Below are 24,006 nucleotides of genomic sequence, written 5' to 3' on the forward strand. Positions count from 1 at the left end.
CTTCATCAATGCAAGGCAGCTGCCTAGACTCCACCTCCACAAGCCTGCCGACCTGATCGCGCCGGGCGCCAGGAGACAACATGGATCGAAGGACTTCGCGGGGTGCAGCGCATGGTTGACGACGCAACGCAGCGGCTGCGCTGCGCCTGTGGCATCGACGTGCATGCGCACATGGTGCCGGCGGAATTCCCGGCCTACCTCGGCCGCAGGATGCCCGCGCAATGGCCATCGACCGCCGCCGCGCCCGATGCCGGCGGCCTGTGCCACAGGCACGTGATGATCGCCGGCAAGAACTACCGGACCGTTTCGGAAAAGAGCTGGAGCGTGACGCGCCGCCTGGCCGACCTGCCCGCCATGGGCCTGGCGCACCAGGCCATCTCGCCGATGCCCGAGTTGCTGTCGTACTGGATGGAGCCAGCCGATGCGCAGCAGTTGCTGCGCTACCTCAACGAGCAGATCGCGTCGATGGTGGCGGAGGGCGGGGGCGCCTTGATCGGCATGGGCGCGGTGCCGCTGCAGGACGTCGACGCCGCGATCGTGGAGCTTCGCTACGTCATCGAGACGCTGGGCTTCGCGGGCGTGGAGATCGGCAGCAACGTGAACGGCGTGCCCATTGGCGACCCTTGCTTCGATCCATTCTTCGAAGCCTGCGAGGCGCTCGGTGCGGCGGTGTTCGTCCATGCGCTCAAGCCGACCGGCATGGACCGCCTGGTGGGCCCGGCGCCACTGCAGCAGGTGCTGGCCTATCCGACCGATGTCGGGTTGGCGGCCGCGTCGGTGATCACCGGCAACCTGATGCTGCGCCGGCCAGGGCTGCGCATCGCCTTCAGCCACGGCGGCGGCACGCTGGCGATGCTGCTGCCGCGCTTGCAGCAAGGCTGGGGCGTATTCCCGGCACTGAAGGAGCAGGTGCGGACCTCGCCGGTCGAACAGGCCCGGCACTTGTTCTTCGACACCCTGGTGTTCGATGCGCCGACGCTGGCACATCTGGCCACCGTGTTCGGCCCCACGCAGTTGATGGTCGGCACCGACTACCCGTTCAACTTCCACGAGCGCGCGCCGCTCGCGCGAATCGAGGCGGCCGGACTTGGCGCCGACGCGGCGGCGCTTCTGACCGATGGCAATGCGCGCCGCTTCCTGGCGCGCGCGTTTGCTGCACAGACCGAATCATCGAAGGAGAGGCCATGAGCTCACCCTGGATCAACGGCCTGCGCAGCGTGGCACTGAACGTGCCCGACCTTGCGCGCGCCGAGGCGTTCTACACCGATGTGTGGCACCTGGACGTGGCCGAGCGCCGCGACGATGCGCTCTACCTGCGCGGCACCGGCGCCGACCATCACCTGCTGTCCCTGCATCGCGATGGCGGCCCCTGCGCGATCCGCCATGTGACCTTGCGCGCCCGCAGCGCCGAAGCATTGCAGGCCGTGGCCGACGCCGCGGTGAGCGCCGGCGGCCATGTCCTCGAGCCGATCGCACCCCTTGTGGCGCCCGGCGGCGGCACGGGCCTGACGATCCGCGATCCGCACGGCCGGTTGCTGCAGGTCGTGCACGGGGATGCGCAGCACCCCGACGCGCACGAGGCGAAGGACCGGCCATCACGCCTCGCCCACGTCGTGCTCAACACCCATGACGTCGCTGCCACGCAAGCCTTCTTCGAACGGGCGCTGTGCTTCCGGCTGGCCGACCGCACGCGCATCATGGCCTTCCTCAACTGCAACAGCGACCACCACAGCGTGGCGCTGGGCGACACCGACAATGACGCGCTGAACCACATCGCCTTCGTCATGCCCGACCTCGAATCGGTGATGCGCGGTGGAGGCCGCCTAAAGGACGCAGGCCATGCCATCGAATGGGGCCCCGGCCGCCATGGTCCCGGCGACAACGCCTTCAACTACTTCATCGGCCCGTTCGGCGAAGTCATCGAGTACACGGCCGAGGTCGAACAGATCGACGACAGCTACGTGGCCGGCGGCCCCGCCGACTGGACGTGGCCGCCCGGCCGGGTCGACCAGTGGGGCATCTCGCAGCCGCCCTCGGTGCGACTCAAGGAAGCGCAGCGACAGGTTTTCTTCATCCCGACTCCGGAGCATTCATGAGATTCACCACCTTCCTGAAGGACGATCGCGCGCGCCTGGGCGTTGTCGACGGCGCGCAGGTCATCGACCTGAACGCGGTGCAGCCGCAGGTGCCGGACAGCCTTCGCGCGGCGCTCGCCGCCGGCGTCGATCTGGCAGCCGCCACGAAAGCCGCCATCGCTTCCGACGCACCGCGGCAGCCCCTCGCGTCGCTGAAGCTCGCGCCGCTGGTCCCGGAGCCCGGCAAGATCATCTGCCTCGGCCTCAACTATTTCGACCATGCGAAGGAGGGCGGTCGCGAGAAGCCCGAGTACCCGTGGTTCTTCTTCCGCGGCGCGACCTCACTCGTCGCGCACGGCGCGCCCGGCATCCTGCCGAAGGTCTCGAGCAAGTTCGACTACGAGGCCGAGCTGGCACTCGTCATCGGCAAGCGCGTTCCGCGCCATGTGTCGCAGGACGACGCGCCGAGGTACGTCTTCGGCTACACCGGCTTCAACGACATGTCGGTGCGCGACTACCAGAAGCGCACGCCGCAATGGACCATCGGCAAGAACTTCGACGGCACCGGTGGCTTTGGACCGGTGCTGGTCACGGCCGACGAATTGCCGCCTGCGGCCACGGGACTCAGGATCCAGGGCCGTCTCAACGGCAAGGTCATGCAGGACGCCAACACCACCGACATGATCTGGAGCGTGGCCGAGACCATCTCGCTGCTGAGTGACGTGCTCACGCTGGAGCCCGGCGACGTGATCGTCATGGGCACGCCGGCCGGCGTCGGCCAGGCGCGCACGCCGCCGGTGTGGATGAAGGCGGGCGACACCTACGAAGTCGAGATCGAGCGCATCGGCACGCTGGTGAACACGATCATCGCCGAGGCCTGAGCGAATGGCGTCCGCAATGCAACGCGACGCCGTCTTCGACGTCGCGGTGGTCGGCTTCGGCCCGTCCGGCGCTGTGGCCGCGGGCCTGCTCGCGGGATTGGGCCTGCGCGTGTGGGTGTGCGACCGGTCGCGCGAGGTGTACGACAAGCCGCGCGCCATCGCCGTCGACCACGAGATCCTGCGCGTGTTCCAGCAACTGGGCGTGATGGACGCGGTCGCGCCGCACCTGGAGCCTTTCACGCCCTCCGAGTACTTCGGTGTGGACGGGCAGCTCATCAAGCGGCTCACGATGGTGGAGCCGCCGTATCCGCTGGGCTACACGCCGTCGAACGTGTTCACGCAGCCGCTGGTCGAGGCCGCGCTGCGTGCGCATGTGCAGCCGCTGGCCAACGCCCACATCGCGCTCGGCACCGAGGTGGCGGCGCTTTCGCAGGACGCCGATGCCGTCACCCTGCAGTGGCGGCGCGACGACGGCCATGCGGGCCAGGTGCAGGCCCGCTACGTCGTCGCCTGCGACGGCGCATCGAGCTTCGTGCGCGAGCGGGTGGGCATCGCGCTGGAGGACCTGAGCTTCGACGAGCCCTGGCTGGTGGTCGACGTGCTTGCCAACGAGCGCGGTCTGGCGAAGCTGCCGAAGACCAGCGTGCAGTACTGCGAGCCCGACCGGCCCTGCACGATGGTGATCGGGCCCGGAAACCATCGGCGCTGGGAGATCTCGCTCAAGCCGGAGGAAGACCCGCGCAAGGTCGTTGAGCCTGCCGAGACCTGGAAGCTTCTCTCACGCTGGCTGTCGCCGGACGAAGGCAGCTTGTGGCGGCAGGCCAGCTACCGGTTCCATGCGCTGGTGGCGGACACATGGCGCCGTGGCCGCGTGTTCGTCGCCGGCGATGCGGCGCACCAGCAGCCGCCCTTTCTCGGGCAGGGCATGTGCCAGGGCGTGCGCGACGTCGCCAACCTCGCATGGAAGCTGGCGGCGGTGTGCCGTGCCGAAGTGCGCGGCGCCGCCGCGGAATCGCTGCTCGACAGCTATGGCATCGAGCGAAAGCGGCACGTCGAGCAACTGACGACGCGCATCAAGGGCATCGGCGCGGTGATCTGCGAGCGCAACGAAGCGAGGGCGCGCGAACGTGACGCGCGCATGCTGGCCGAATGTAGCGGTGTGGTGCGCGACATGCCGCGGCAGGACGTGATTCCAGGCCTCGAAGGGGGGATGCTTTCCCCGGTCGCGCATGCGGCCACCGGCACCATCTTTCCGCAACCGTGGATCACGCAAGGCGACAGCCAGGTGCGCCTCGACGCGCTGGCGGGCCATGGCTGGTGGCTGGTGCTGGACGAAGGTTTCGAGGACGTCGAGTTCGAAAACGCCGCGCCGCGCATGACGACGCTGCGCCTGGGCGATACGCTGCGCGAGACCGAAGGCATTGCTGCGGGCTGGTTCCGTCGCCATGGCTGCCGCGCCGCCATCGTCCGCCCCGACCGCTATGTGTACGGCGTGGCCTCGACCGCGTCCGAACTCGGCGCGCAGCGCGACGCCCTCGCAGCCCGTTTCGCAGATCAATCACCAATTCAAACAACGGAGACGACGTGATGATGAACAGAAGAAGCTTCCACCTGGCGCTTGCGGCGGCGGCTTGCGGGCCGTGGGGCCTGGCGAGCGCGCAGGACCCGTGGCCTTCCAAACCGATCAAGCTGGTGCTGTCGCAGCCTGCGGGCTCGGGGCCGGACGCGATCGCACGCATGCTGAGCGACGGCGTGGCGCAGTCGATCGGCCAGCCCTTCGTCATCGACAACAAGCCGGGCGGACAGAACGTGATCGGCGCGCAGGCGGTCAAGCAGTCCGCACCGGACGGCTATACCTTCTACTTCGCGACGACGGCGGCGCTGGTCACCAACAGCTACCTGTTCAAGTCGCTTCCCTATGACCCATTGAAGGACTTCGCGCCGGTGGCGTTCGTGGCCAACAGCCCGTTTGCGCTACTGGTGGGCGCGGAGTCGCCGATCAAGACCGTGCAGGACCTGGTCGCGCGCAGCAAGGCCGATCCGGGCAAGCTTTCGTTGGCCAACGAGGGCCCGCGCACCTTCGGCGGGATGATCGCGCGGCTGTTCAACGCGCGTGCCAAGGCCGGCGCCAACCTGGTGGCCTACAGCTCGATCGGCACGGGCGTGCAGGACCTGATCGGCGGGCAGGTGGATGCCTTGGTGGCGGACGTGGCATCGACCGGACAGCTCGTGAAGCAGGGCCGTATGCGCATGCTCGCCGTGACCTCGCCCAAGCGCATCGCCGGCTGGGACAACGTGCCCGCGTTGGCCGAGACCTTGCCCGGCTTCGACATGGTCGGATGGCTGGCCGTGGTCGCGCCCGCGGGCACGCCCGCACCCATCGTCGCGCGCATGAACACCGGCATCAACGGCATGCTGGAGAAGCCGGCCCTCAGCGAGAAGATGCTGGCGGTCGGGCCGATCGCGGCGCCGCCGCAGACGCCCCAGCAGTTCGATGCCTTCCTGCGCGAGGAACACCAGCGCCTCGGCCAGATCGCCGTCGAGATCGGCTTGTTGCCGGAATGAAGGCCACCGTGTTCCAGCGGTCGCGGCGGCACCTGCTGGCGCTGCTGGGTGCCCAGCCACTGCTGGCATTGGCGCAGCCCGCCGCATGGCCGACGCGGCCGGTCAGGCTGATCGTTCCAAACGCGCCGGCCAGCTCGGTCGACACCATCGGCCGCATCGTGGCCAACCAATTGGCGCAGCCCTTGCACCAGCCTGTCGTGGTGGACAACCGCGCGGGCGCCGCGGGCGCGCTGGGCGTGGAGGTCGGACGCATGGCCGCGCCCGACGGCTACTCCCTGATCGTTGCTTCCAGCAGCTCGATGAGCGTCGCGCCGCTGCTGCAGAAGGCTGTCACCTACGACCCGTTGAACGACTTCGACTTCGTCTCGCTGATGGCCGTGTTGCCGAACGTCCTGGTGTGCCATCCGGCACGCGCGGTGCGCAACACTGCGGAACTGATCGCTTGGGCAAAGTCGCGCGATGGCAAGACCAACATGGCCTCGGCCGGCGTGGGATCGGTGAGCCACCTGGCTGGCATCGCGCTGCAGTCGGCGGCGGGATTCGAGTCGCTGCACGTGCCGTACAAAGGCGGTAGCCAGGGCGTGGCCTCGGTGGTGTCCGGGGAAACCGACTGGGTGCTGACGCCCGCGCCTGCGGCACTCGGCCTGGTGCAGTCGGGGCGGCTGCGACTGCTGGGCCACAGCATGGGCGTCGAGGCGCATCCGCTGGGGCCTGTGCCGTCGATCGGGGAGACGGTTCGCGGCTTCGAGTTCTCCAGCTGGATCGGGCTCATGGCGCCAAAGGGCCTGCTGCCCTCGGTGGCCGACACCCTGCGGCAGGCGCTGACCGTGGCGCTGCAGCAGCCGGCCGTGCGCGAGTCCTTCGAGGCCAATGGCGCGGTGCCGGCGACCGATACGGGACAGGAGTTCCGCGTCTGGGTCGAGCGGGACATCGCGCTGAACCGCAAGGCCATCAAGGTGGCCGGCGTGCAGCCCGAATAGCGCTTCAGCCCGGCGCCAGGCCGGCAGCCTTGACACCCGCGATGCAGATCGCCTCGTCTTCATCGCCGGTGCCGCCGCTCGCACCGACGGCGCCGAGCACTGCACCATTCGCATCCTTGATCAGCACTGCGCCGGTCTGCGGCAGGAAGCGGCCGTTCGAGGTGGCGGCGAGCGACACGAAGAAGTTCGGGTTGCCCTTGGCGCGCTCGCCGAGCGTGCGGCTGGAAACGCCCATACCGACGGCGCCCCAGGCCTTGGCCTGCGCCACGTCGAAGCGGAACATGCTGGCACCGTCCTCGCGCGCATAGGCCTTGAGGTTGCCGGACTCGTCGAGCACGGCGACGCCCATGGGCGCGTAGCCTGCTTCCCTGGAGGCGGCAAGGGCGCCGCTGATGATCTGTTGGGCCTGGTCGAGGGTGAGTGTGGTCATGGCTTGTGAGGGGGAGTGGGAGCTGTGATTGTCGGCCGTGCAAGCATCGAAGCCGAAGCGGTTCGCGGCCCCGAAGGCCGGTCCGGCGGGACGCGGCACGAAGCCCTGTGGTCTCGCGCTTTTCCGCCCGTTGTCATACCTCTGAACTAGGTCGATTGATACGAGAAAAGTTCTGGTTGCTCGATAGCATCCTTCATTCACCGAAACCGGTGAATTGGATTGGCAGGGGGGATGGAGAGCAGGCTTGCGGCGCACTCGCGTGTGACCGGCGGAAGCCCTCGTTCATCGCGCGCGACCCGTCCGGGTGCGCGTGGCGGGCGCCGGAAGAGCGCAATCGCACATCACCCTTGTTCATCCTGCATGCCGGTGCATGTGCCGGTCGAGGCCCGCTTCGACTGCCGTCGTGCATCGGGTTTGTTGACCTGAGACAAGGATCGCTCGACATGGCAACTGCCTATTTTTCTTCGCCCATCGTCATTGCAAAGCCGGCATCGCCCGGCAATGACAGTTACTACGATGTCCTGTTCAATGCCGCCTCGCCGCTCGGGCCCTCGGGCACCGTGCTGGACGGCTGGTGCATCCAGCCGTTGGTCAGGTTGGACTACAACAGCGGCTACGTGTACTCGGGCTTCGGTTATCCGGGCTTCGAAGTGGCCGCCGACAACGGCTTCGAGCAGGAGGGCGCCATCAACTGGCTGCTCAACTACTACCGCAGCGGAACGTCGGGCTATTCGGCCCAGTCGGTGCAAGAGACCATCTGGCAACTGGTCGCACAGGACTTCTCGATCCCCAACGGGCTGGCCGACCTGGCGCTGAGCCACAACGACTTCGTGGCCGATGCGGGCCAGATCATCGCCGTGGTCATCGACCCGGTGACGGGGGCGCAGATCCACGACCAGAACCTCATCGTCGAGACCAAGGCGGCCAAGCTTGGCGACCGCGTCTGGCATGACGCCGACGCGGACGGCATCCAGGACGCGGGCGAGGCCGGCATCGCCGGCGCCACCGTGCAACTCGTGCGGGACGTCAACGGCGACGGCCAGTTCGTCGGTGCCAACGAGGTGCTCGGCATCACCACCACGGATGCCAACGGCAACTACAGCTTCAAGGGCCTGACGCCGGGCCTGAGCTACCAGGTGCGTTTCGTCAGCCCCAGCGGCTACGACGCAGCCAGCCCGCGCCAGGTGGACGGCAACGCCGCCTCCGGCACCGACAGCGATGGCGCGCTGTCCAGCATCATCAAGCTCGCCCCCGGCGAGTACAACGCCACGGTCGACTCCGGCTTCTACAAGTACGCCCGTATCGGCGACAAGGTGTGGATCGACACCAACGGCAATGGCGTGCAGGACACGGGCGAAGCGGGCAAGGCGGGCGTGAAGGTCGAGCTGTACACCTCGGTGAACGGCGCACCCGGCACCGTCGTCGCGACGCAGACCACGGACGCCAACGGCAACTACAACTTCACCGGCCTGAAGCCGGGCGACTATGTCGTGAAGTTCACCTCCGCCGACGGCACGCTGCTGAGCACGGCCAACGTGGGCAATGATGCGCTCGACTCGGACGCCGGCGTCAACGGCTTCACCGGCACGTACACCCTCAGCTCGGGCCAGGTCAACACGACGGCGGACGCGGGCTTCAAGGCGCTGACCGCGACTTTGGGCGATCGCGTCTGGAACGACGCCAATCGCAGCGGCCTCCAGGACGCCGGTGAAACCGGCATTGCCAACGTCGGTCTGAAGCTCTACACCGTCGGTGCGGACGGGTTCGCTGGTACGGCGGATGACGTTTACACCGGCAAGAGCACGACCACCGATGGGAACGGCAACTACAGGTTCAATGACCTGGCGCCCGGCACCTACAGCGTGCGCCTCGACGGCAGCGGCCTCAACGCGGCAACGCAGGACTTCACGCGCCGCAATGTGGGCGGCAATGATGCGGTGGATTCGGATGTCAACATCTTCAATGCCAACCGCATCACCGGCTACACCGACGCCGTGACGCTCAAGGCAGGCGACTACAACACCAGCGTCGACATCGGGGTGGCGAGCCGCACGGGCAGCATCGGTGACACGGTCTGGTTCGACAAGAACGGCGACGGCCTGCAGAACGATGGCAATACCGGCATGGCGGGGATTCTCGTCACGTTGAGAAGCGCGGGCGCGGACGGCACTTTTGGTACTGGCGACGACGTGGCCCTCGGAAACCAACTCACCGACAGCAACGGGAAGTACCTGTTCACGAACGTGGAGGCGGGCAACTACCGAGTCGTCTTCAACGGGCTTGGCGAGGGCCAGCAGTTCACGACTGCCAACTATGGCGCCAACGGCTACGACACGCAGGACAGCGACGTGGTCGGCCTGAATGGCTCGACGCAGACCTTCACGCTCGCGGCCGGCCAGGACCGTACCGACATCGATGCCGGCATCCGCAATGCCGCCCCGGTGGTGGCAGGCAAGGCTTCCCTGGGCGACCGCGTGTGGATCGATGCCAACAACAACGGCGTGCAGGATGCCGGTGAAGCCGGCAAGGCCGGTGTCGTCGTCAAGCTGCTCGACGCCACCCGGTACAACGCAGCCGCGCTCAATACCGTAAATGGCGATGACATGACCCAGAACGCCGTCATCGCCACGACGACGACGGATGCCAACGGCAACTACCAGTTCACCGGCCTGGCGGCGGGACAGTATCAGGTTCGCTTCATGGCCGTGGACGGGTACGAGTGGTCGGGCAAGGACAAGGGCGCCGACACGGTCGATTCCGACGTCAACATCAACACCGGCGTGACCGACGTCATCACCCTGGCGGCCGGCCAGAGCAACATGACTGTCGATGCTGGCCTGCATGCATCCGTCAAGGGCGCCGTGGGGGACAAGGTGTTTTGGGACTTCGACCACGACGGCCTGCAGCAAGCCAACAACCCCGGCTGGGGCAATGTGCGCGTGTCGCTGCAAAACGCCAGCGGCCAGACCATCGCCTCGATGGTGACGGACACCGATGGGCTGTACCGTTTCAACAACGTGGAGGCTGGCAACTACCGCGTCATGTTCGAAAAGGACGGCTGGAACTTCGCGGCACAGGATGTCGGCACCAACGACGCGATCGACGCGGATGCCTACAGCACCACGAACACGGCATACACGGCCTATTTCGCGCTCGCCGCCGGCCAGACCGACCTGACCTGGGACGCCGGCATCACGCCGATCGTGCTGGACCTGGACGGCAATGGCATTCACACGGTGAGCCGCTTCGATGCGCAAGGCAGCTTCGACCTGTTGGGCAACGGCACGGCTGTGAAGTCGGGCTGGATCTCCTCGGGCGATGCGTTCCTGGCGGTGGACAACAACCACAACGGCACCATCGACAGTGTTTCGGAGCTGTTCGGCGGCACTGCCAAGGGCGCTGGCTTTGCGAAGCTGGCGAGCTTCGACAGCAACGGCGACGGCGTGGTCGACGCGAAGGATGCGCGTTTCAACGAGCTGACGGTCTGGCGCGACGCCAACGGCAATCACGTCACCGACGCGGGCGAGCTGATGACGCTGGCGCAAGCCGGTGTCGACAGCCTCAAGGTGGCCCACACGGACGTGCCGGAGATCGACGCGCAGGGCAACCTGCACCTGGAGCGCAGCAGCGCGACGCTGGCCGGTGGCCAGCAGGTCGACATGACCGACGTGTACTTCGCGGTCTCGGGCGAGGACGCGAAGGCGGCAGGACTGTCGGGCGTGAGCATGGCCGACCTGCTGGGCGACGGCTCGCTGGATGGCGTGCTGGGCAGCGTGGGCTCGACCCAGGCGTCCGCAGCCAACGATGCAGCCACTGCGCCGGACTACGGCGATGCCGCCGAAGTGCTGCGCAAGCTGACGGCGGCGATGCAGGCGGGCAACGAAGTGCACGTCGCATCGGCCTGAGCAGGCCAGGACACGGGCCGGGCGCCGAGCCCAGGCCTGTCGTCATGAACGAGAAGCCGCGCAGCCCACGAGCCGCGCGGCTTTTTTCATGGGGCCGAATGTGGCCTCAGGGCATGCGGCAACTGAAGCTCGCGGCGTCCTCGATGCTGCCGGCACCGTTGTACCGCGGCTGCATCGGCCACGCGCACAGCGGGCGGGTGCGGCCAGGCGTCGTCACGTCGGGGTTCTGGGGTCGCGCGCGGGCCACGATGCGGCTGGGCGCCTCGCCTTTTTCCACCCAGTTCACCAGCGCGGTGAGCCCGTCGTACTGGTCGGTGGCCGGGCCGCCCGAGCAGTGCGCCATGTTGGGCACGGGGAAGAAGCGCGCAATGTCATCGGTGCGCGTGCCGTAGCGCTGGCGCAGGCCGTCGACGTAGCGGATGGTGTCGTTGATCGAGAAGACCGGGTCGCTCTGGCCGTGGAAGAACAGCAGCTTGCCGCCATGCTTCACGTAGGCGTCGACGTCGGTCGAATCGGCGGCCACGGAGCGCATCGACGATTCGCGGAAAGTGGCGTTGGTGGCGTAGACCTTGGGCGCGTCGCGGTCGAAGTCGAAAGCCATCGCATACGACCAGAAGTCGTTCGTCACCGTCGGCGGCGTGGTGAAGAACATCGCCAGGCCGCCGGTCATCAGGATGATGTTGCGCGCGTTCGACGTCGCGGTGGGCGAGTCGCCGAAGCGCCAGCGCGTCCATTCCGGGGAATGCAGGCCGGCGTCGAAGACCCAGTCGGAATAGAGCAGCTTGCCGCTGGAGTCCCTCACGCCCGCGAACGACTTCGTGATGGCGTCGACCTGCGTGCCGGTGAGGCACTGGTCGGTCTTGGCGCCGGTGCACTTCAATGTTTCGGGCTTGAACCTGCACGCGGGGAAGTTGGCGACGATGCCGTCCTTCAGGCCATCGAGCGCGTCGCACTGGTTGAGCACCTCGTTGGTGAGCAGCTTCATGTCGGCGGTCGAGAAGGCCTTCGACAACACCGGCCGACCGTCGACGAGCGGCGCGTTCTGGGCCGCCGCCTTCGCGAAGAGCTGCGTGTCGTACACCGCCTGCACCGAGGCCAGCGGCACGCGGTAGGCGGGCGCGGAAGCGATGATCCCGTCGAACATGTCGGGGTAGCGCTGCGTCATCATCATCGCCTGTCGACCGCCGTTGGAGCAGCCGACGAAGTACGAGCGCTGCGGTGCGCGGCCGTAGTGCGTGCCGATGAGCGCCTTGGCCACGCGGCCGGTCTCGGCCATCGAGTTGTAGCCGTTGTCGATGCGCGCCTGCGGGTCGAGCCCGAACTGGTACGGACCGTTGGGGCCGGGCTCGTCGCGGTGGCCGGTGTCGGTGAAGACCACGGCATAGCCTTGCGACAGCGCGTTGCTCGTGTTGCCGCCCCCGGTCAGCACGCCGACCGCGTCGCGCAAGGTGCCGTCGGTGCCGCCGCCGCCCTGGAAGAAGAAACGGCCGTTCCATTGAGAAGGCATGCGCAGGTCGAAGCCGATCGCGTAGCGCTTGCCGTCGATGCCGGTGCGCTCGTTGATGTTGCCTTGCACATGGCAATGCGCCGGCACCGGGGCTTGCGAGCCGGGTGTGCCGGGTTGAACGCCGGTGAGTTGGATGCTGCCGGCGGCCACCGATTCGGTGAGCGTGATGCGCGTGCCGGGAACGGCGGTGGCGGCGAGTTGCGCGCAGGCCGTTGGCGCGGTGGCCGAAGCCGGTCGGGTGTCCGACGGGCTGCTGCAGGCCGCGAGCAGGGCCGCAGCGGCCAACACGGACAAGGGGGCGTGGAAAGGCGATGTGTGCATGTCAGTGCTCCATGAAGCTGGGTTCAATCGGCCTTGAACCCGGTGGCCGCGACGGCCTTGCCCCAGGTCACCGTATCGGCCGCGATGATGCGGCCGAACTCGGCGCCCGTGGTGCCGGTCACCCGAAAGCCGGCGTCCTCGATTCTCTGCCTGCCTTCGGGCGAGCTGACAGCTTTCTGGATGTCGGCGCTGAGCTTGGCAACGATCTCCGGCGGTGTCTTCGCCGGCGCGACGATGCCGAACCAGGAGTTGAAGGCCAGCGTCGGGTAGCCCTGTTCCTTGATGGTCGGCACGTCGGGCAGAGCAGGACTGCGCGTGGCGCCGGTGGTGCCCAGTGCGGCCAGCTTGCCCGACTTCACGTTGGGCGCGGCCAGCGCGACGCTCGCGAACACGCCCTGCACGTCGCCGCTGAACAGGCCGCCCAGCGCATCGGTGGGCGTCTTGTAGTGCACCGGCTCTGGCTTCTGCTTCACCGCTTCGCCGAACATGTAGGCGCCGAAGTGGCCCGGCGTCCCTGTCCCGAAGGTGGCCAGGAACAGCCCTTTCTGTTGCTGCGTCCAGGCCGCGAATTCCTTGACGTTCTTCGCCGGCACCTTCTGTGGATTGACCAGCAGCACGAAGTCCGAGGTCACGACCTGGCTCACCGGCACGAAGTCCTTCTGCGGGTCGTAGGGCAGCTTGTTGTAGCTGCTGGGCGCGATGCTGAGTTGGCCGGTCTCGCCGAGCATCAGCGTGTAGCCGTCGGGCTGGGCGCGTGCGGCTTCGCTGGCCGCGATGAGGCCGCCAGCACCGGGCTTGTTGTCGACGATGACACCCTGGCCGCCCCAGGCTTCGGAGAGCTTCTGCGCGAGCAGGCGCGCGACGATGTCGGGTCCGGTGCCGGCCGCGAAGCCGACGATGATGCGCACTGGATGGGTGGGATAGGCCGTTGACTGCGCGAACGCGTGCGGCGCGAGCATGGCAGTGGCGAGGGCGATTGCGGCCGCGAGGCTGCGGCGGCGGATGAGGCGGGGCATGGGTTCTGGTCTCCGGAAATATCGGCAGGGCTCAATTCAATGCAAAGAAGCGCATCACCACCTGCGCCGGGTGCCGCACGCCGACACCGACGAACAGGCGCTCGTTGATCCAGCGCAGTGCGGGCGCCGCGGTCTCGAAGTGCGGCGTGCAGCGGAAGTAGATGCTTGCCGGGTCGACCGGCTCGCCGCGCAGCAGGGCGGCCATCACCGCGGCCGGGGCGGCGCGCACGGCATGGTTCTGAACGTAGATCAGGTCGCCGGCCTCGGTCTCGAGGCCGTAGCGCGCGTCCAGGATGGACAGCGTGTCGCTGACGATCAACTGGAAGTCGCTGCCGCCGGTCAGCACCCGCGCACGCCAGCCGGCGCCGGTGGCGCTGCCGCCGAGGATCGGCACCACGCGCCGGAGGCCGCCTGGCCCGTGTCCGAGCACCTGGGGCGTTCCGACATCGACATGCAGGTCGGCGAAGTGGTCGAGGGTGGGAGGGGCGAGCGGGTCGATGGGCATGCCCCGAGCGTAAGTCGGGCGACAATGCCCGCCTGTCATCCGCGAAGATGACGGGACAACCCTCATGCGCTCCTGGAAGCCCGACCCCGCCTCCACCGCCGGCAATGCGCTGGCGGACACGGTGTTCGCGCTGGGCGAAGGACGCTTCGGCGAAACACTGCTCGGGGACCTGCGCGATACCTTGCCCGTGAACTCGGTGTCGGTGTACCGGACCGGCACGCTGCCAGCCATCTTCCTCAGTGCCAGCCTCGGCGTGCCCGACACCACGCGCGACTGCTGGAGGGCCTACCTTTCAGGCCCGATTGCCGTCGACCGGACGCTGCGTCCCGCGAGCGATGGCGCGTCGGCGCCGGAAGCGGGCCTGCGCCTGTGCCACATCACCGCGCCTGAAGTGCCCGCCGAGCATCGCGCCAAGGTTTATGAGGCACACGGCGTGGCGGAGCGCGTTTCGGTGGTGCAGGAAGAAAGCGACCGTGGGATCTTCGCGGTCAACTTCTATCGCCACCAGCACCAGCGCCCGCTGAGCGACGGGCAACTGGCCGAATTCGGCCGCCTGGGTGGGCTGCTGATGGCCCTGGCCCGCAAGCACATCGCGCTCGCGCAGGTGCAGCCGCAACTGCAGCCGCTTGCGCGCATGAGCGACCGCCTGCGACTGCTGCAGCCGGACCTGACGGCCCGGGAAATCGATGTGTGCGTGCGCCTGCTGCAGGGCATGACGCAGGAAGGCATCGCGGCGGACCTCGGCCTCGGTGTGCCCACCGTCAAGACCTACCGCAACCGCGCCTTCGGCCGGCTTGGCATCCACTTCCGCAACGAGTTGTTCGCGTTGATGCTCGAGCGCGGTGCGTCCTGATCCGCGTCAGGATGGGTCTTTGCTGCGCGTGCGGCCGACGGCGCTGAAGATGCCGATGCCGAGGATGACCAGTGCGCCGATCCCGATGTAGAGCGTGGGCACGCCGGCGACCGACGCACCCCAGACGATGCCGCCGAGGAAAATCAGAAAGCCGATCATGTAGAGGGCAAAGGACATGGTTCTTCTCCGTGAGCTGTAGTGCTCCGAAGTATTCATGTCCGGGCCGCTCGCACGCACCCGGCCTTTGCCGCCAGTCGCTGTCGGAGCGAGCCTACCGGGTCGTCGCCCCGGCCTCGCTGCTGGCCGCGTCCAGCGCCGCGATGGCTTCGGGCGCGAGCTTCAATTGCGCGGCCTTCACCAGTTCGTCCAGCTGCTGCATCGACGTGGCGCTCGCGATCGGCGCGGTGATGCCCGGCCGCGCGATCTGCCATGCGATGGCGACCTGGCCCGGCGTGGCGCCGAGCGGCCCTGCAACCGCGTCCAGTGCGTCGAGGATGCGAAGGCCGCGCGCGTTGAGGTACTTCTTCGTCGTGCTGCCGCCGCGCTTGCTCTTGGCCGCGTCGGCTTCGCTGCGGTACTTGCCGGTGAGGAAGCCAGCGGCCAGCGCATAGAAGTTGATGACGCCCACGCCGCGCTCGATGCACAGCGGCTCCAGTGCCTCCTCGAACACCGCGCGGTCGTAGAGGTTGTAGAGCGGCTGCAGGCTCTCGTAGCGCGGCAGGCTGTTGCGCTCGGCCACGTCCAGTGCCTCGGCCAGCCGCGGCGCGGTGTAGTTGGAGGCGCCGATCGCGCGCACCTTGCCGGCCTTGACGAGTTCGCCGAAGGCGCCGAGCGAATCGGCCAGCGGCGTATTGGCATCGTCGTCGTGCGACTGGTAGAGGTCGATGTGGTCCGTCTGCAGGCGGCGAAGCGACGCGTCTACCGCCTCGCGGATGTAGGCCGGCGCGAGGCCGACCTTGCCTTCGCCCATCGGTTTGCCGACCTTGGTGGCGAGCACCACGCGGTTGCGCTTGCCGGTCTGCCTGAGCCACTTGCCGATGATGGTCTCGGACTCGCCGCCGGTGTGGCCAGGCACCCAGCTCGAGTACACGTCGGCTGTGTCGATGAAGTTGAAGCCGGCGTCGAGCCAGGCATCGAGCAGGCGGAACGAAAGCGCCTCGTCGATGGTCCAGCCGAACACGTTGCCGCCGAAGGCGAGCGGGGAGACCTTCAGGTCGGAGCGGCCGAGGGAACGCAGTTGCATGTCAAGAGTCCTTGGAAGTGATCATCAAACGAAGCCGAAGGCGCCGAGCAGCGCACCGGCGCCCAGCAGCCAGAGCAGGTGGATGCGCGTGCGCCAGACGATGAGCGCGGCTACGCCGCTCACCAGCCACAGGTGCCACGCGGGCGTGTCGCCGGCGCGGTTGCTGTTGGCGAGCACCCATCCGGTCGCGATCAGCAGGCCGACGACGACCGGCGCCATGCCCTGCTTGAAGGCCCGCACGCCGCGCTTCTCGCGATTGCGGTGCCCCCAGCGCGTGGCCAGGTAGGTGAGGGTGGTGCTGGGCAGCATGATGCCGGTCATCGTGGTCGCGAGGCCCAGCAAGCCGAGCGGCCACGCATGCCAGCCGGCGGCCAGCCCTCCGCCGGCGTTGATGCCGACGTTCCAGCCCATCAGTGCGACAAACAGCACGTTGGGCCCGGGTGCGGCCTGCGCGATGGCCACGGACGAGGTGAACTGCGCGTCGGTCAGCCAGTGGTGCTGGGCCACGAGGTAGCGGTGCATGTCGGGCACCGTGGTGATGGCGCCGCTGATCGACAGCAGCGACAGCATCATGTACTGGGCGAAGAGGCCCAGCCAGTCGTGCCATTCCATGACGATGGTCATGTGGCCCCCACGCGTGGGAATGGCGTGTCCTCGCGGCCCGGCGCTGCGCTCATGCCGGAATCCTCCGCCAGGTCCAGACGCATGCGGTGCCGCCGAATGCCACCAGCACCCACAGCAAGGGCCAGCGCAGCGCCGCGATGGCGATGGCGACCAGGGTGACGAAAGCGAGGCACACGCCGAAGCCCAGCGGGTTGCGCCGCAACTGCGGCACGAGCTTGATGCCGGTGGCCGCAATCAGGCCACCCGCCACCGCGCCCATGCCGCGCAAGGCGCCCGCCACTTGCGGATGACCGGCGTACTGTGCATAGAGGATGGCCAGCGCGAGGATCACCACCAGCGGCACCGCCAGCATGCCGGCGAGCGCGGCGATGGCGCCACGCAGCCCGAAGTAGCGGTCGCCGATCATCAGCGCCAGGTTGATCACGTTGGGGCCGGGCAGCACCTGGGCCACGGCCCAGTCCTCGAGGAACTGGTCGGGGCTGAGCCAGCGCTTCTTCTCGACCATCTCGCGTTGCACCACGGCCAGTACGCCGCCGAAGCCTTGCAGCGCCAGCCAGGTGAAGGAAACAAACAGGTCGCGAGGGGATTCGGGTCGGGCGAGTTCGGCCGAGGGGGCCGCGCCGGCAGGGGCTGAAGGCATGCGCCCGATTATGGTTCGGACCTGCGCGGCGCGTGCGGACAGGGAAGTCGCGGCAGTGGCCGACACGGGCTTTCCGCGACGCAGGTCTATGCTGTTGCGCTTCAATCACGAAGGAGTCGACACCATGAACCGATACGGTATTTATCTGCGCGCTTCCCTGCTGGCCGGCCTGGCCACCGTGGCCCTGGTGGGCTGCGGAATGATGGGAGGGTCCAAGACCGCATCCTTCAGCGGGGCCATGAACGCGGCGAGCGAGGTGCCCCCCAACATGACGCGCGGCAGCGGCACGGCGGAAGCCTGGCTCAACAAGGACACCAACGTGCTCAAGTACAAGATCACCTATGACGGCCTGAGCGGTCCGGCCACGGCCGCGCATTTCCACGGCCCGGCGGTTGCCGGTTCCAATGCCGGCGTGGTGCTGCCCTTTGCCAACCCGTCAAGTCCCATCGAGGGCCAGGCCACGCTCACGCCAGCGCAGGCGGCCGACCTCATGGCCGGCCGCTGGTATGCCAATGTGCACACGGCCGCCAACCCCGGCGGCGAGATCCGCGGACAGATGCTGCCGAAGATGTGAGTCCGGGCGAGCCCTGTCAGGCTCGCCTAAGCGCTACGGGTGTCCAATGACGGCATGAGCACACCCGCAGCCAATAAGTCCCGATCCAGCCAACCCCAATCCGTCCCGGCCACAAAGACCGCCAAGGCACTCAAGGCTATCCAGGCCGCCGCCCCGGCCCCCGCATTCAAGCTCCCCGACATGAGCGTCGCCCGCAAGGTGATGGTGTTGCAGGGCGGCGGCGCACTGGGCTCCTACCAGGCCGGCGTGTACGAGGCGCTGAGCCGGCACGGTCATGAGCCGCAATGGATCGCCGGCGTTTCCATCGGCGCGATCAACGCTGCATTGATCGCCGGCAACGCGCCGGAGAAGCGTTCGGAGCGCCTGCGCGAATTCTGGGCGCTGGTGTCTTCCGGGCCGTCGCAGCGCCTGCCCGGTTGGGCGGGCGACCGCGCCTTGCTCAACCAGTGGAGCGCCAATGCCGCTTCGATCTTCGGCATCCCCGGCTTCTTCCGGCCGCGCATCACGCCCGCGCTGCTGTTGGGTGGCGCAGCCCCGCTCCTGAGCTACTACGACACCACGCCGCTGAAGGAAACGCTGGAGCGCCTGGTCGACTTCGACCGCATCAACGATAAAGCCAGGGAGGTGCGCCTGAGCGTTGGCGCGGTCAACGTACTCAGTGGCAACTCCGTCTACTTCGACAACACCACGCAGAAGATCGGGCCCGAGCACATCATGGCCAGCGGCGCGCTGCCGCCCGGCTTTGCGCCGGTGGAAGTGGATGGGCAGCCCTACTGGGACGGTGGGATCGTTTCCAACACGCCGCTGCAATACGTGCTCGACAACCAGCCGAGCAGCGAGCCGCTGGTGGTGCTGCAGGTCGACCTGTTCAATGCCCAGGGGCCGATGCCGACCAACATCTCCGAGGTGCTGGAGCGGCAGAAGGACATCACCTATTCGAGCCGCACCCGCATGAACACCGATGCGCTGGCGGCCAACGTCAACCTGCAGCAGGCGATTGCCGACCTGATCGGCAAGCTGCCGCCTGCGCTGCGCGACGACGCCAGCGTGCAGGCGGTGCAGGCGCAACTCACGCACCAGCCGATCGACATCTTCCACCTGATCTACCGTGACAAGCCCTACGAGCGCGACTCGAAGGATTACGAGTTCTCGCGCATCACGGTCGAGGAGCACTGGAAGGCCGGCGCGCGCGACATGATCTGCACGCTGCGGCACCCCGAGGCGCTGCGAGGCGACGTGCAGACCAACGGCGTCACGACCTTCGACCTCGGCGAGCCGGGGCAGGTTCGCGTGAAGCGCCCGATGTAGGCGGTTGTAGGCGAAGGCCGCGATCCTCGCGCAGATCAGGTTCAGCTAAGCGGGGCGGCCGAGAGTGGGCTCCTGTTCAACGAAAGAACCACCCATGAAGATCGATGACGTGCGCAAGGCATTCGCCATGCCGGCCACCAGCCCGGCGTTTCCGCCCGGGCCCTACAGGTTCATGCAACGCGAGTTCGTGGTCATCACCTACCGCACCGACATGGACGCCCTGCGCGCCGTGGTGCCCGAGCCGCTGGAGGTGGCCGAGCCGCTGGTGAAGTACGAATTCATCCGCATGCCCGACTCCACCGGCTTCGGCGACTACACCGAGTCCGGCCAGGTCATTCCGGTGCAGTTGCGCACCGGCAAGGGGCTGGAGCAGGGCAACTACACCCATGCGATGTACCTGAACGACCATCCCCCGATCGCCGGCGGACGCGAGCTCTGGGGTTTTCCGAAGAAGCTGGCGACGCCGACGCTCGACTACGAGATCGACACCATCGTCGGCACGCTCGACTACGGGAAAGTGCGCGTGGCCTCGGCCACGATGGGTTTCAAGCACCGCGCGGCGGAGCCCGGTCCGCTTCTTGCGGCGCTCGCGCAACCCAACTTCCTGCTCAAGATCATTCCGCATGTGGACGGTACGCCGCGCATCTGCGAACTGGTGCGCTATCACATGGTCGACATCGACCTCAAGGGCGCCTGGACCGGGCCCGCCGCGCTCGAACTGCACCCGCATGCGCTCGCGCCCGTGGCGTCGCTGCCGGTGCTGGAGGTGGTCTCGGCCCTGCACTACATCGCCGACATGACGCTGGCGCTCGGCACTGTTGAACTCGATTATTTGAAGTAGCTCATCGGGCAGGAATTCGGACAGCCGAACGCAGAAGGAAGTCAAAAGTTACGCAGAAGTCGCAGAAGAAAACCAATCAGATTTTTTCGGTTTTTCTTTTGCGACTTCTGCGTTCGGTACCCGCATTCCCGCGCCCACATCTGAACAACCACCCAAAGGACTCACCATGCAACTAAAGGACAAGGTCGCCTACATCACCGGCTCGGCCAGCGGCATCGGCAAGGAGATCGCCATCGTCTTCGCGAAGGAGGGGGCGAAGATCATCATTGCCGACCTCAACAAGGACGCTGCGGTCGCGACCGCCGAGGAGCTCAAGGCCACCGGTGCACAGGCCATCGGCGTCGGCGTGGACGTGACCAACGAGGACCAGGTCAATGCCTCGGTCGAGGAGGGCGCAGCGGCCTTCGGCGGCATCGACATCCTGATCAGCAACGCCGGCATCCAGATCGTGCACCCGGTCGAGGAGTTCACTTTCGCCGACTGGAAGAAGATGCTCGCGATCCACCTCGACGGCGCGTTTCTCACGACCAAGGCCTGCCTCAAGCACATGTATGCGCAGGGGCGCGGCGGCAGCGTGATCTACATGGGCTCGGTGCATTCCAAGGAGGCTTCGCTGCTGAAGGCGCCCTACGTCACGGCCAAGCACGGGCTCATCGGGCTGTGCAAGACGGTGGCGAAGGAAGGTGCGAAGCATGGCGTGCGCGCCAACGTGATCTGCCCCGGCTTCGTGCGCACGCCGCTGGTCGAGAAGCAGATACCGGAGCAGGCGAAGACGCTGGGCATCACGGAGCAGCAGGTCATCAAGGACGTGATGCTGAAGGAAACGGTGGACGGCGAGTTCACCACGACCGACGACGTGGCGCAGGTCGCGCTGATGTTCGCGGGGTTCCCGACCAATGCGCTCACGGGGCAGTCGCTGGTGGTGAGCCATGGGTGGTTCATGCAGTAGCGCGAGAGGTTATTTCCGTTTCGCGTCGTGGTCGCGGATCAGCGCGCGGGCCTCGTCGCCTTCCGGAATGGGCCGGCCGCTGTCGCGCCATTGCACCGCCGACTTGAAGCCTTCGGCCTGCGCTTGGCGGCGGAACCACATGCCCTCGGGGTTGTGGCGCGTGATGCCGTCGAACACGGTGGCCATCTGCTGGCTCTGCTCCAGGCCCATCGTCAGCATGACCTGGTTGACCACCATCTTGTGCATCGCGAGGTGGCTGCGTGGCACGCCGGCGATGCGCCTGGCCAGCTTCATCGTCGCGTCTTCGAGCTGGTCGGCGGGTACGACCTCGTTGGCCAGGCCCCATTCGGCGGCCTTGCGCCCGTCGATGGTGTCGCCGGTGAACATGAGCTGCTTGGCGCGCGTCGGGCCGAGGCGGTAGGTCCACATCGCGGTGGTGGGGCAGCCCCAGACGCGGGTCGGCATGTAGCCGATGCGCGCGTCCTCCGCCATCACCAGCAGGTCGCAGCACAGCGCGATGTCGCTGCCGCCAGCGGCGGCGTAGCCGTGCACCTTGGCGATGGTGGGCTTGGCGCTTTTCCACAGCGTCATGAAGTCCTCGGTGTTGCGCTTCATGTAGGCGTAGTCGTCCATCGGGTCCCAGGGGAAGCGCTCCTGCTGGCAGGGGTGGTCCATCACGCCCTCGCCGAACTGCGAGAGGTCGTAGCCGCCGCAGAAGCCCTTGCCCGCGCCCTCGATGACGATGACATGCACCTCGTCGTCATCGTTGGCCCATTCGACGGCGGCGCGGATCTCGCGCGGCGTCTGGTCGTTGATCGCATTGAGCCGCTCGGGGCGGTTCAGCAGCAGGCGGGCGATGCGGGGTTCTGCGGCATCCTTGTCGATGCGCAGGGTGGTGAAGGCGGGCATGGGGTCTCCAGGATTGTTCTGAAACGATCATAGGCGTGCCCTCACGCCGCAAGGAGCTGCGCTACCTCAGTGATACCCCGCGGTGCAGTCTCACGCCCGGCGCATCCAGCCGCGCACGCAGGATGTTCCCATGCGTCGAGTCGGTCACGAACAGGGTGGACCGGTCCGCGCCACCGAAGACGATGCCTTGTTGAGTGCGCCGTTCAGCTTGGCAACCACGTCCTTCGGTGGCGCGCCTATTCAGTCCAATCGATAGTTTTTGAAGATCGATAGATCCGGCTGGGGCATCGGGGCGGTGACGAGGCCATGAGGCCTCCCCAAATGTGGCGAGGCAAAGGGCGCCGCAGGGCAGTAGATTCGATCATGCCGTTCAATCCCAGCCTGTCCGCAATCCCAGGCAGAACAAGGTCTGCGCGGTGCCGATGAGGGCCTTGGCGGGAATGCTGACCTTCGACGACGCCAGCAACAGCGGGTCCCCAGCCAGCCACCTGACTTTGCAGATGCGTTCCATGCCGACCCACAATGGCGGCTTTGCCGCTGTTTTCACCCTTTTCGAGGAGACGACGTGATCACTCTCAAGATGATGCAGACGATGTGGCCGCAGAACACCGGTGTCCCTCCGCAGCCTGATGAGCGACTGCTTGAATGCATTGCCAGCGACGCTCCCACCGTCTTCCCCAAGTACGACTTGACCAGCGACCGCCTGGTCGCCCATGCCATCTCGCAATTCAGTCATGAATGCGGCAATGGCCGCACGATGACGGAAAACATCGGCTACAGCCCGCAACGCGCAGCGGAAGTCTGGCCCGGGCGTTTTTCGAGCGCTGCGGATTGCCTGGCGAAGGTCAGATGCAGTGCCGGGGACCCGGCGTTCCCGACGAAGTTGATGGACCTGGTGTATGGCAATCGCAACGGCAACCGGCCCGGCACCAGCGACGGCTCGAAATACATCGGCAGAGGCCTGGCTCAGGCCACGGGACGTGCGAACTACCTGAAGCTCGGCAATCTCGTCGGCCTCGATCTGATCAGCCAGCCCGAGCTGGTCAACCAGCCGGAGCATGCCCTGGAATGTGGCGTCGCAATGTTCATCCTGTGTGGTTGCCTGGCGCCCGCCAAGGCGGATGACGTGGAAAGTGCGACGCGTCACCTCAACGGCGGCACGATCGGCCTGGAGGACCGCATCCTGAAGCTGGAGCTGTGGAAGAACGCGCTGCTGCAGGACGCATTGAACCGGCTCGGTGCCGACCCCGTCCTGGCGACAGACGGTGCATTCGGGAAGAAGTCGATCGACGCATTGATGAGCTTCCAGCGGCGCAAAGGTCTGGATCCCAATGGTCGTCCCCGAGACACGGCTACGTTGGCGGCGATCGAAGGAGCGCTCGCCGCCTCTGCCTGATCCTGGGCTGGCGAGATCAAGGACTCGAACGCTCGAGAATTTCCTGCCCCATCAGGACGCACTTGCCCGGAATCCTGGCGTAGATGACTCGCATCTGGTAGCTGGCGCGATACACATACCCCTGGACCTGGAGTACATCGAACTGCTGCCGCCGGTCGACTGGATTGCGCAAGGGAGGAAGGACTTTGACGCCGTCCTCCACGCCCGCATCGGCTTGGCTGTCGGTGCCCGCATGGAACAAGAGCAGCGACTTGGCCTGCTTCAAGGCATCCTCAGCACAGCGGTGGGCCGGTGCGGCCTGGGCGAGCGTACAGGACATCACGAGCGGAAAAAAGATTCGCAAATGCGCCAACTTGAATACCTCCGGAATTGGGCGACCCGCTGCCGCCGCCATCGATTCTGCGGTTGAACTTGCGCTCGAGGCTCGCGGCGTTGCATCGAGCGCCAAATGGCGACTTGCGCATAGCTATTCGCGGTCGATGTG

24 protein-coding genes and 1 pseudogene are annotated in these 24,006 nt (G+C 67.0%); 14 read left to right on the plus strand and 11 right to left on the minus strand.

Annotation, left to right across the window (positions count from 1 at the left end; genetic code table 11):
• Window positions 1-111: 111 nt before the first annotated feature.
• From HB681_RS06625 to HB681_RS06650, 6 genes are read left to right on the plus strand one after another with little or no spacing between them, the layout of a single operon-like run.
• A complete protein-coding gene (locus tag HB681_RS06625) occupies window positions 112-1,188 on the plus strand; it encodes an amidohydrolase family protein (RefSeq protein WP_213954003.1) in 1,077 nt (358 codons plus the stop codon).
• Complete coding sequence (locus HB681_RS06630; protein WP_213954004.1) at window positions 1,185-2,096, plus strand: VOC family protein; 912 nt, start codon at window positions 1,185-1,187, stop codon at window positions 2,094-2,096. Before HB681_RS06625 ends, HB681_RS06630 begins: the two co-directional genes overlap by 4 nt.
• On the plus strand, window positions 2,093-2,956 hold the full coding sequence (locus tag HB681_RS06635) for a fumarylacetoacetate hydrolase family protein (RefSeq protein ID WP_213954005.1): 864 nt from the start codon (window positions 2,093-2,095) through the stop codon (window positions 2,954-2,956). The genes HB681_RS06630 and HB681_RS06635 overlap by 4 nt, the downstream gene beginning before the upstream one ends.
• A gap of 16 nt (window positions 2,957-2,972) precedes the next feature.
• Window positions 2,973-4,544, plus strand: a complete 1,572-nt coding sequence (locus tag HB681_RS06640; protein ID WP_213954006.1) for a bifunctional 3-(3-hydroxy-phenyl)propionate/3-hydroxycinnamic acid hydroxylase — start codon at window positions 2,973-2,975, stop codon at window positions 4,542-4,544.
• Window positions 4,544-5,521, plus strand: coding sequence for a tripartite tricarboxylate transporter substrate binding protein (locus tag HB681_RS06645; RefSeq protein ID WP_213954007.1), 978 nt, complete (start codon window positions 4,544-4,546; stop codon window positions 5,519-5,521). The genes HB681_RS06640 and HB681_RS06645 overlap by 1 nt, the downstream gene beginning before the upstream one ends.
• The gene (locus HB681_RS06650; RefSeq protein WP_213954008.1) at window positions 5,518-6,501 is read left to right on the plus strand and encodes a tripartite tricarboxylate transporter substrate binding protein; all 984 of its coding nucleotides are present in this window, start codon (window positions 5,518-5,520) and stop codon (window positions 6,499-6,501) included. The genes HB681_RS06645 and HB681_RS06650 overlap by 4 nt, the downstream gene beginning before the upstream one ends.
• A 4-nt stretch (window positions 6,502-6,505) precedes the next feature.
• Here the strand turns inward: HB681_RS06650 and HB681_RS06655 are convergent, their stop codons facing one another.
• Window positions 6,506-6,931, minus strand: coding sequence for a heme-binding protein (locus HB681_RS06655; protein ID WP_213954009.1), 426 nt, complete (start codon window positions 6,929-6,931; stop codon window positions 6,506-6,508).
• Between the two features lie 443 nt (window positions 6,932-7,374).
• On the opposite strand from HB681_RS06655, the gene HB681_RS06660 reads away from it, so the two are divergent.
• Window positions 7,375-10,836 carry an SdrD B-like domain-containing protein gene (locus HB681_RS06660; RefSeq protein ID WP_213954010.1) on the plus strand — a complete coding sequence of 1,154 codons (3,462 nt, stop codon included), beginning with the start codon at window positions 7,375-7,377 and terminating at the stop codon, window positions 10,834-10,836.
• A 106-nt stretch (window positions 10,837-10,942) separates the two neighbouring features.
• On the opposite strand, the gene HB681_RS06665 is transcribed toward HB681_RS06660, so the two are convergent.
• Genes HB681_RS06665 through HB681_RS06675 form a run of 3 tightly spaced genes read right to left on the minus strand, consistent with a single transcriptional unit; the run spans window position 10,943 to window position 14,185 of the window.
• The gene (locus HB681_RS06665; protein WP_213954011.1) at window positions 10,943-12,664 is read right to left on the minus strand and encodes a tannase/feruloyl esterase family alpha/beta hydrolase; all 1,722 of its coding nucleotides are present in this window, start codon (window positions 12,662-12,664) and stop codon (window positions 10,943-10,945) included.
• A gap of 23 nt (window positions 12,665-12,687) precedes the next feature.
• Complete coding sequence (locus HB681_RS06670; RefSeq protein WP_213954012.1) at window positions 12,688-13,680, minus strand: tripartite tricarboxylate transporter substrate binding protein; 993 nt, start codon at window positions 13,678-13,680, stop codon at window positions 12,688-12,690.
• A 31-nt stretch (window positions 13,681-13,711) separates the two neighbouring features.
• Complete coding sequence (locus HB681_RS06675) at window positions 13,712-14,185, minus strand: DUF3237 domain-containing protein (RefSeq protein ID WP_213954013.1); 474 nt, start codon at window positions 14,183-14,185, stop codon at window positions 13,712-13,714.
• A 64-nt stretch (window positions 14,186-14,249) separates the two neighbouring features.
• On the opposite strand from HB681_RS06675, the gene HB681_RS06680 reads away from it, so the two are divergent.
• A complete protein-coding gene (locus tag HB681_RS06680; RefSeq protein WP_213954014.1) occupies window positions 14,250-15,038 on the plus strand; it encodes a helix-turn-helix transcriptional regulator in 789 nt (262 codons plus the stop codon).
• Between the two features lie 6 nt (window positions 15,039-15,044).
• Here the strand turns inward: HB681_RS06680 and HB681_RS06685 are convergent, their stop codons facing one another.
• The 4 genes from HB681_RS06685 to HB681_RS06700 form a co-directional block, all read right to left on the minus strand.
• On the minus strand, window positions 15,045-15,215 hold the full coding sequence (locus HB681_RS06685; RefSeq protein ID WP_213954015.1) for a hypothetical protein: 171 nt from the start codon (window positions 15,213-15,215) through the stop codon (window positions 15,045-15,047).
• 94 nt (window positions 15,216-15,309) lie between these two features.
• On the minus strand, window positions 15,310-16,281 hold the full coding sequence (locus HB681_RS06690; RefSeq protein ID WP_213954016.1) for an aldo/keto reductase: 972 nt from the start codon (window positions 16,279-16,281) through the stop codon (window positions 15,310-15,312).
• Window positions 16,282-16,305: 24 nt separating this feature from the next.
• Window positions 16,306-16,905, minus strand: coding sequence for a chromate transporter (locus HB681_RS06695; protein WP_213954017.1), 600 nt, complete (start codon window positions 16,903-16,905; stop codon window positions 16,306-16,308).
• Window positions 16,906-16,954: 49 nt separating this feature from the next.
• The gene (locus HB681_RS06700) at window positions 16,955-17,545 is read right to left on the minus strand and encodes a chromate transporter (protein ID WP_213954018.1); all 591 of its coding nucleotides are present in this window, start codon (window positions 17,543-17,545) and stop codon (window positions 16,955-16,957) included.
• A 124-nt stretch (window positions 17,546-17,669) separates the two neighbouring features.
• Here HB681_RS06700 and HB681_RS06705 point away from each other — a divergent pair, with 124 nt between their 5' ends.
• The 4 genes from HB681_RS06705 to HB681_RS06720 all read left to right on the plus strand — a co-directional run bounded on the left by HB681_RS06705 (window position 17,670) and on the right by HB681_RS06720 (window position 21,217).
• Window positions 17,670-18,119 (plus strand): CHRD domain-containing protein, encoded by a 450-nt coding sequence (locus HB681_RS06705; protein WP_213954019.1) that lies wholly within the window; start codon window positions 17,670-17,672, stop codon window positions 18,117-18,119.
• Window positions 18,120-18,299: 180 nt separating this feature from the next.
• A complete protein-coding gene (locus HB681_RS06710) occupies window positions 18,300-19,427 on the plus strand; it encodes a patatin-like phospholipase family protein (protein WP_213954020.1) in 1,128 nt (375 codons plus the stop codon).
• Window positions 19,428-19,521: 94 nt separating this feature from the next.
• Complete coding sequence (locus HB681_RS06715) at window positions 19,522-20,268, plus strand: acetoacetate decarboxylase (RefSeq protein ID WP_213954021.1); 747 nt, start codon at window positions 19,522-19,524, stop codon at window positions 20,266-20,268.
• A gap of 166 nt (window positions 20,269-20,434) precedes the next feature.
• Window positions 20,435-21,217 (plus strand): 3-hydroxybutyrate dehydrogenase, encoded by a 783-nt coding sequence (locus tag HB681_RS06720; RefSeq protein WP_213954022.1) that lies wholly within the window; start codon window positions 20,435-20,437, stop codon window positions 21,215-21,217.
• A gap of 9 nt (window positions 21,218-21,226) precedes the next feature.
• Here the strand turns inward: HB681_RS06720 and HB681_RS06725 are convergent, their stop codons facing one another.
• On the minus strand, window positions 21,227-22,126 hold the full coding sequence (locus HB681_RS06725; protein ID WP_213954023.1) for a crotonase/enoyl-CoA hydratase family protein: 900 nt from the start codon (window positions 22,124-22,126) through the stop codon (window positions 21,227-21,229).
• A gap of 61 nt (window positions 22,127-22,187) precedes the next feature.
• Window positions 22,188-22,310: pseudogene (locus HB681_RS38680) on the minus strand (SMP-30/gluconolactonase/LRE family protein); the annotation flags it as partial.
• Window positions 22,311-22,566: 256 nt separating this feature from the next.
• On the opposite strand from HB681_RS38680, the gene HB681_RS37940 reads away from it, so the two are divergent.
• A complete protein-coding gene (locus HB681_RS37940) occupies window positions 22,567-22,695 on the plus strand; it encodes a hypothetical protein (protein WP_256734842.1) in 129 nt (42 codons plus the stop codon).
• Window positions 22,692-23,522, plus strand: coding sequence for a peptidoglycan-binding protein (locus HB681_RS38685; protein WP_213954024.1), 831 nt, complete (start codon window positions 22,692-22,694; stop codon window positions 23,520-23,522). The genes HB681_RS37940 and HB681_RS38685 overlap by 4 nt, the downstream gene beginning before the upstream one ends.
• Before the next feature lie 16 nt (window positions 23,523-23,538).
• On the opposite strand, the gene HB681_RS06735 is transcribed toward HB681_RS38685, so the two are convergent.
• Window positions 23,539-23,916, minus strand: coding sequence for a hypothetical protein (locus HB681_RS06735; RefSeq protein WP_213954025.1), 378 nt, complete (start codon window positions 23,914-23,916; stop codon window positions 23,539-23,541).
• Between the last annotated feature and the right edge of the window lie 90 nt (window positions 23,917-24,006).

The sequence above is a fragment of the Variovorax sp. dw_954 genome, assembly GCF_018449755.1.
GTDB lineage: Bacteria > Pseudomonadota > Gammaproteobacteria > Burkholderiales > Burkholderiaceae_C > Variovorax.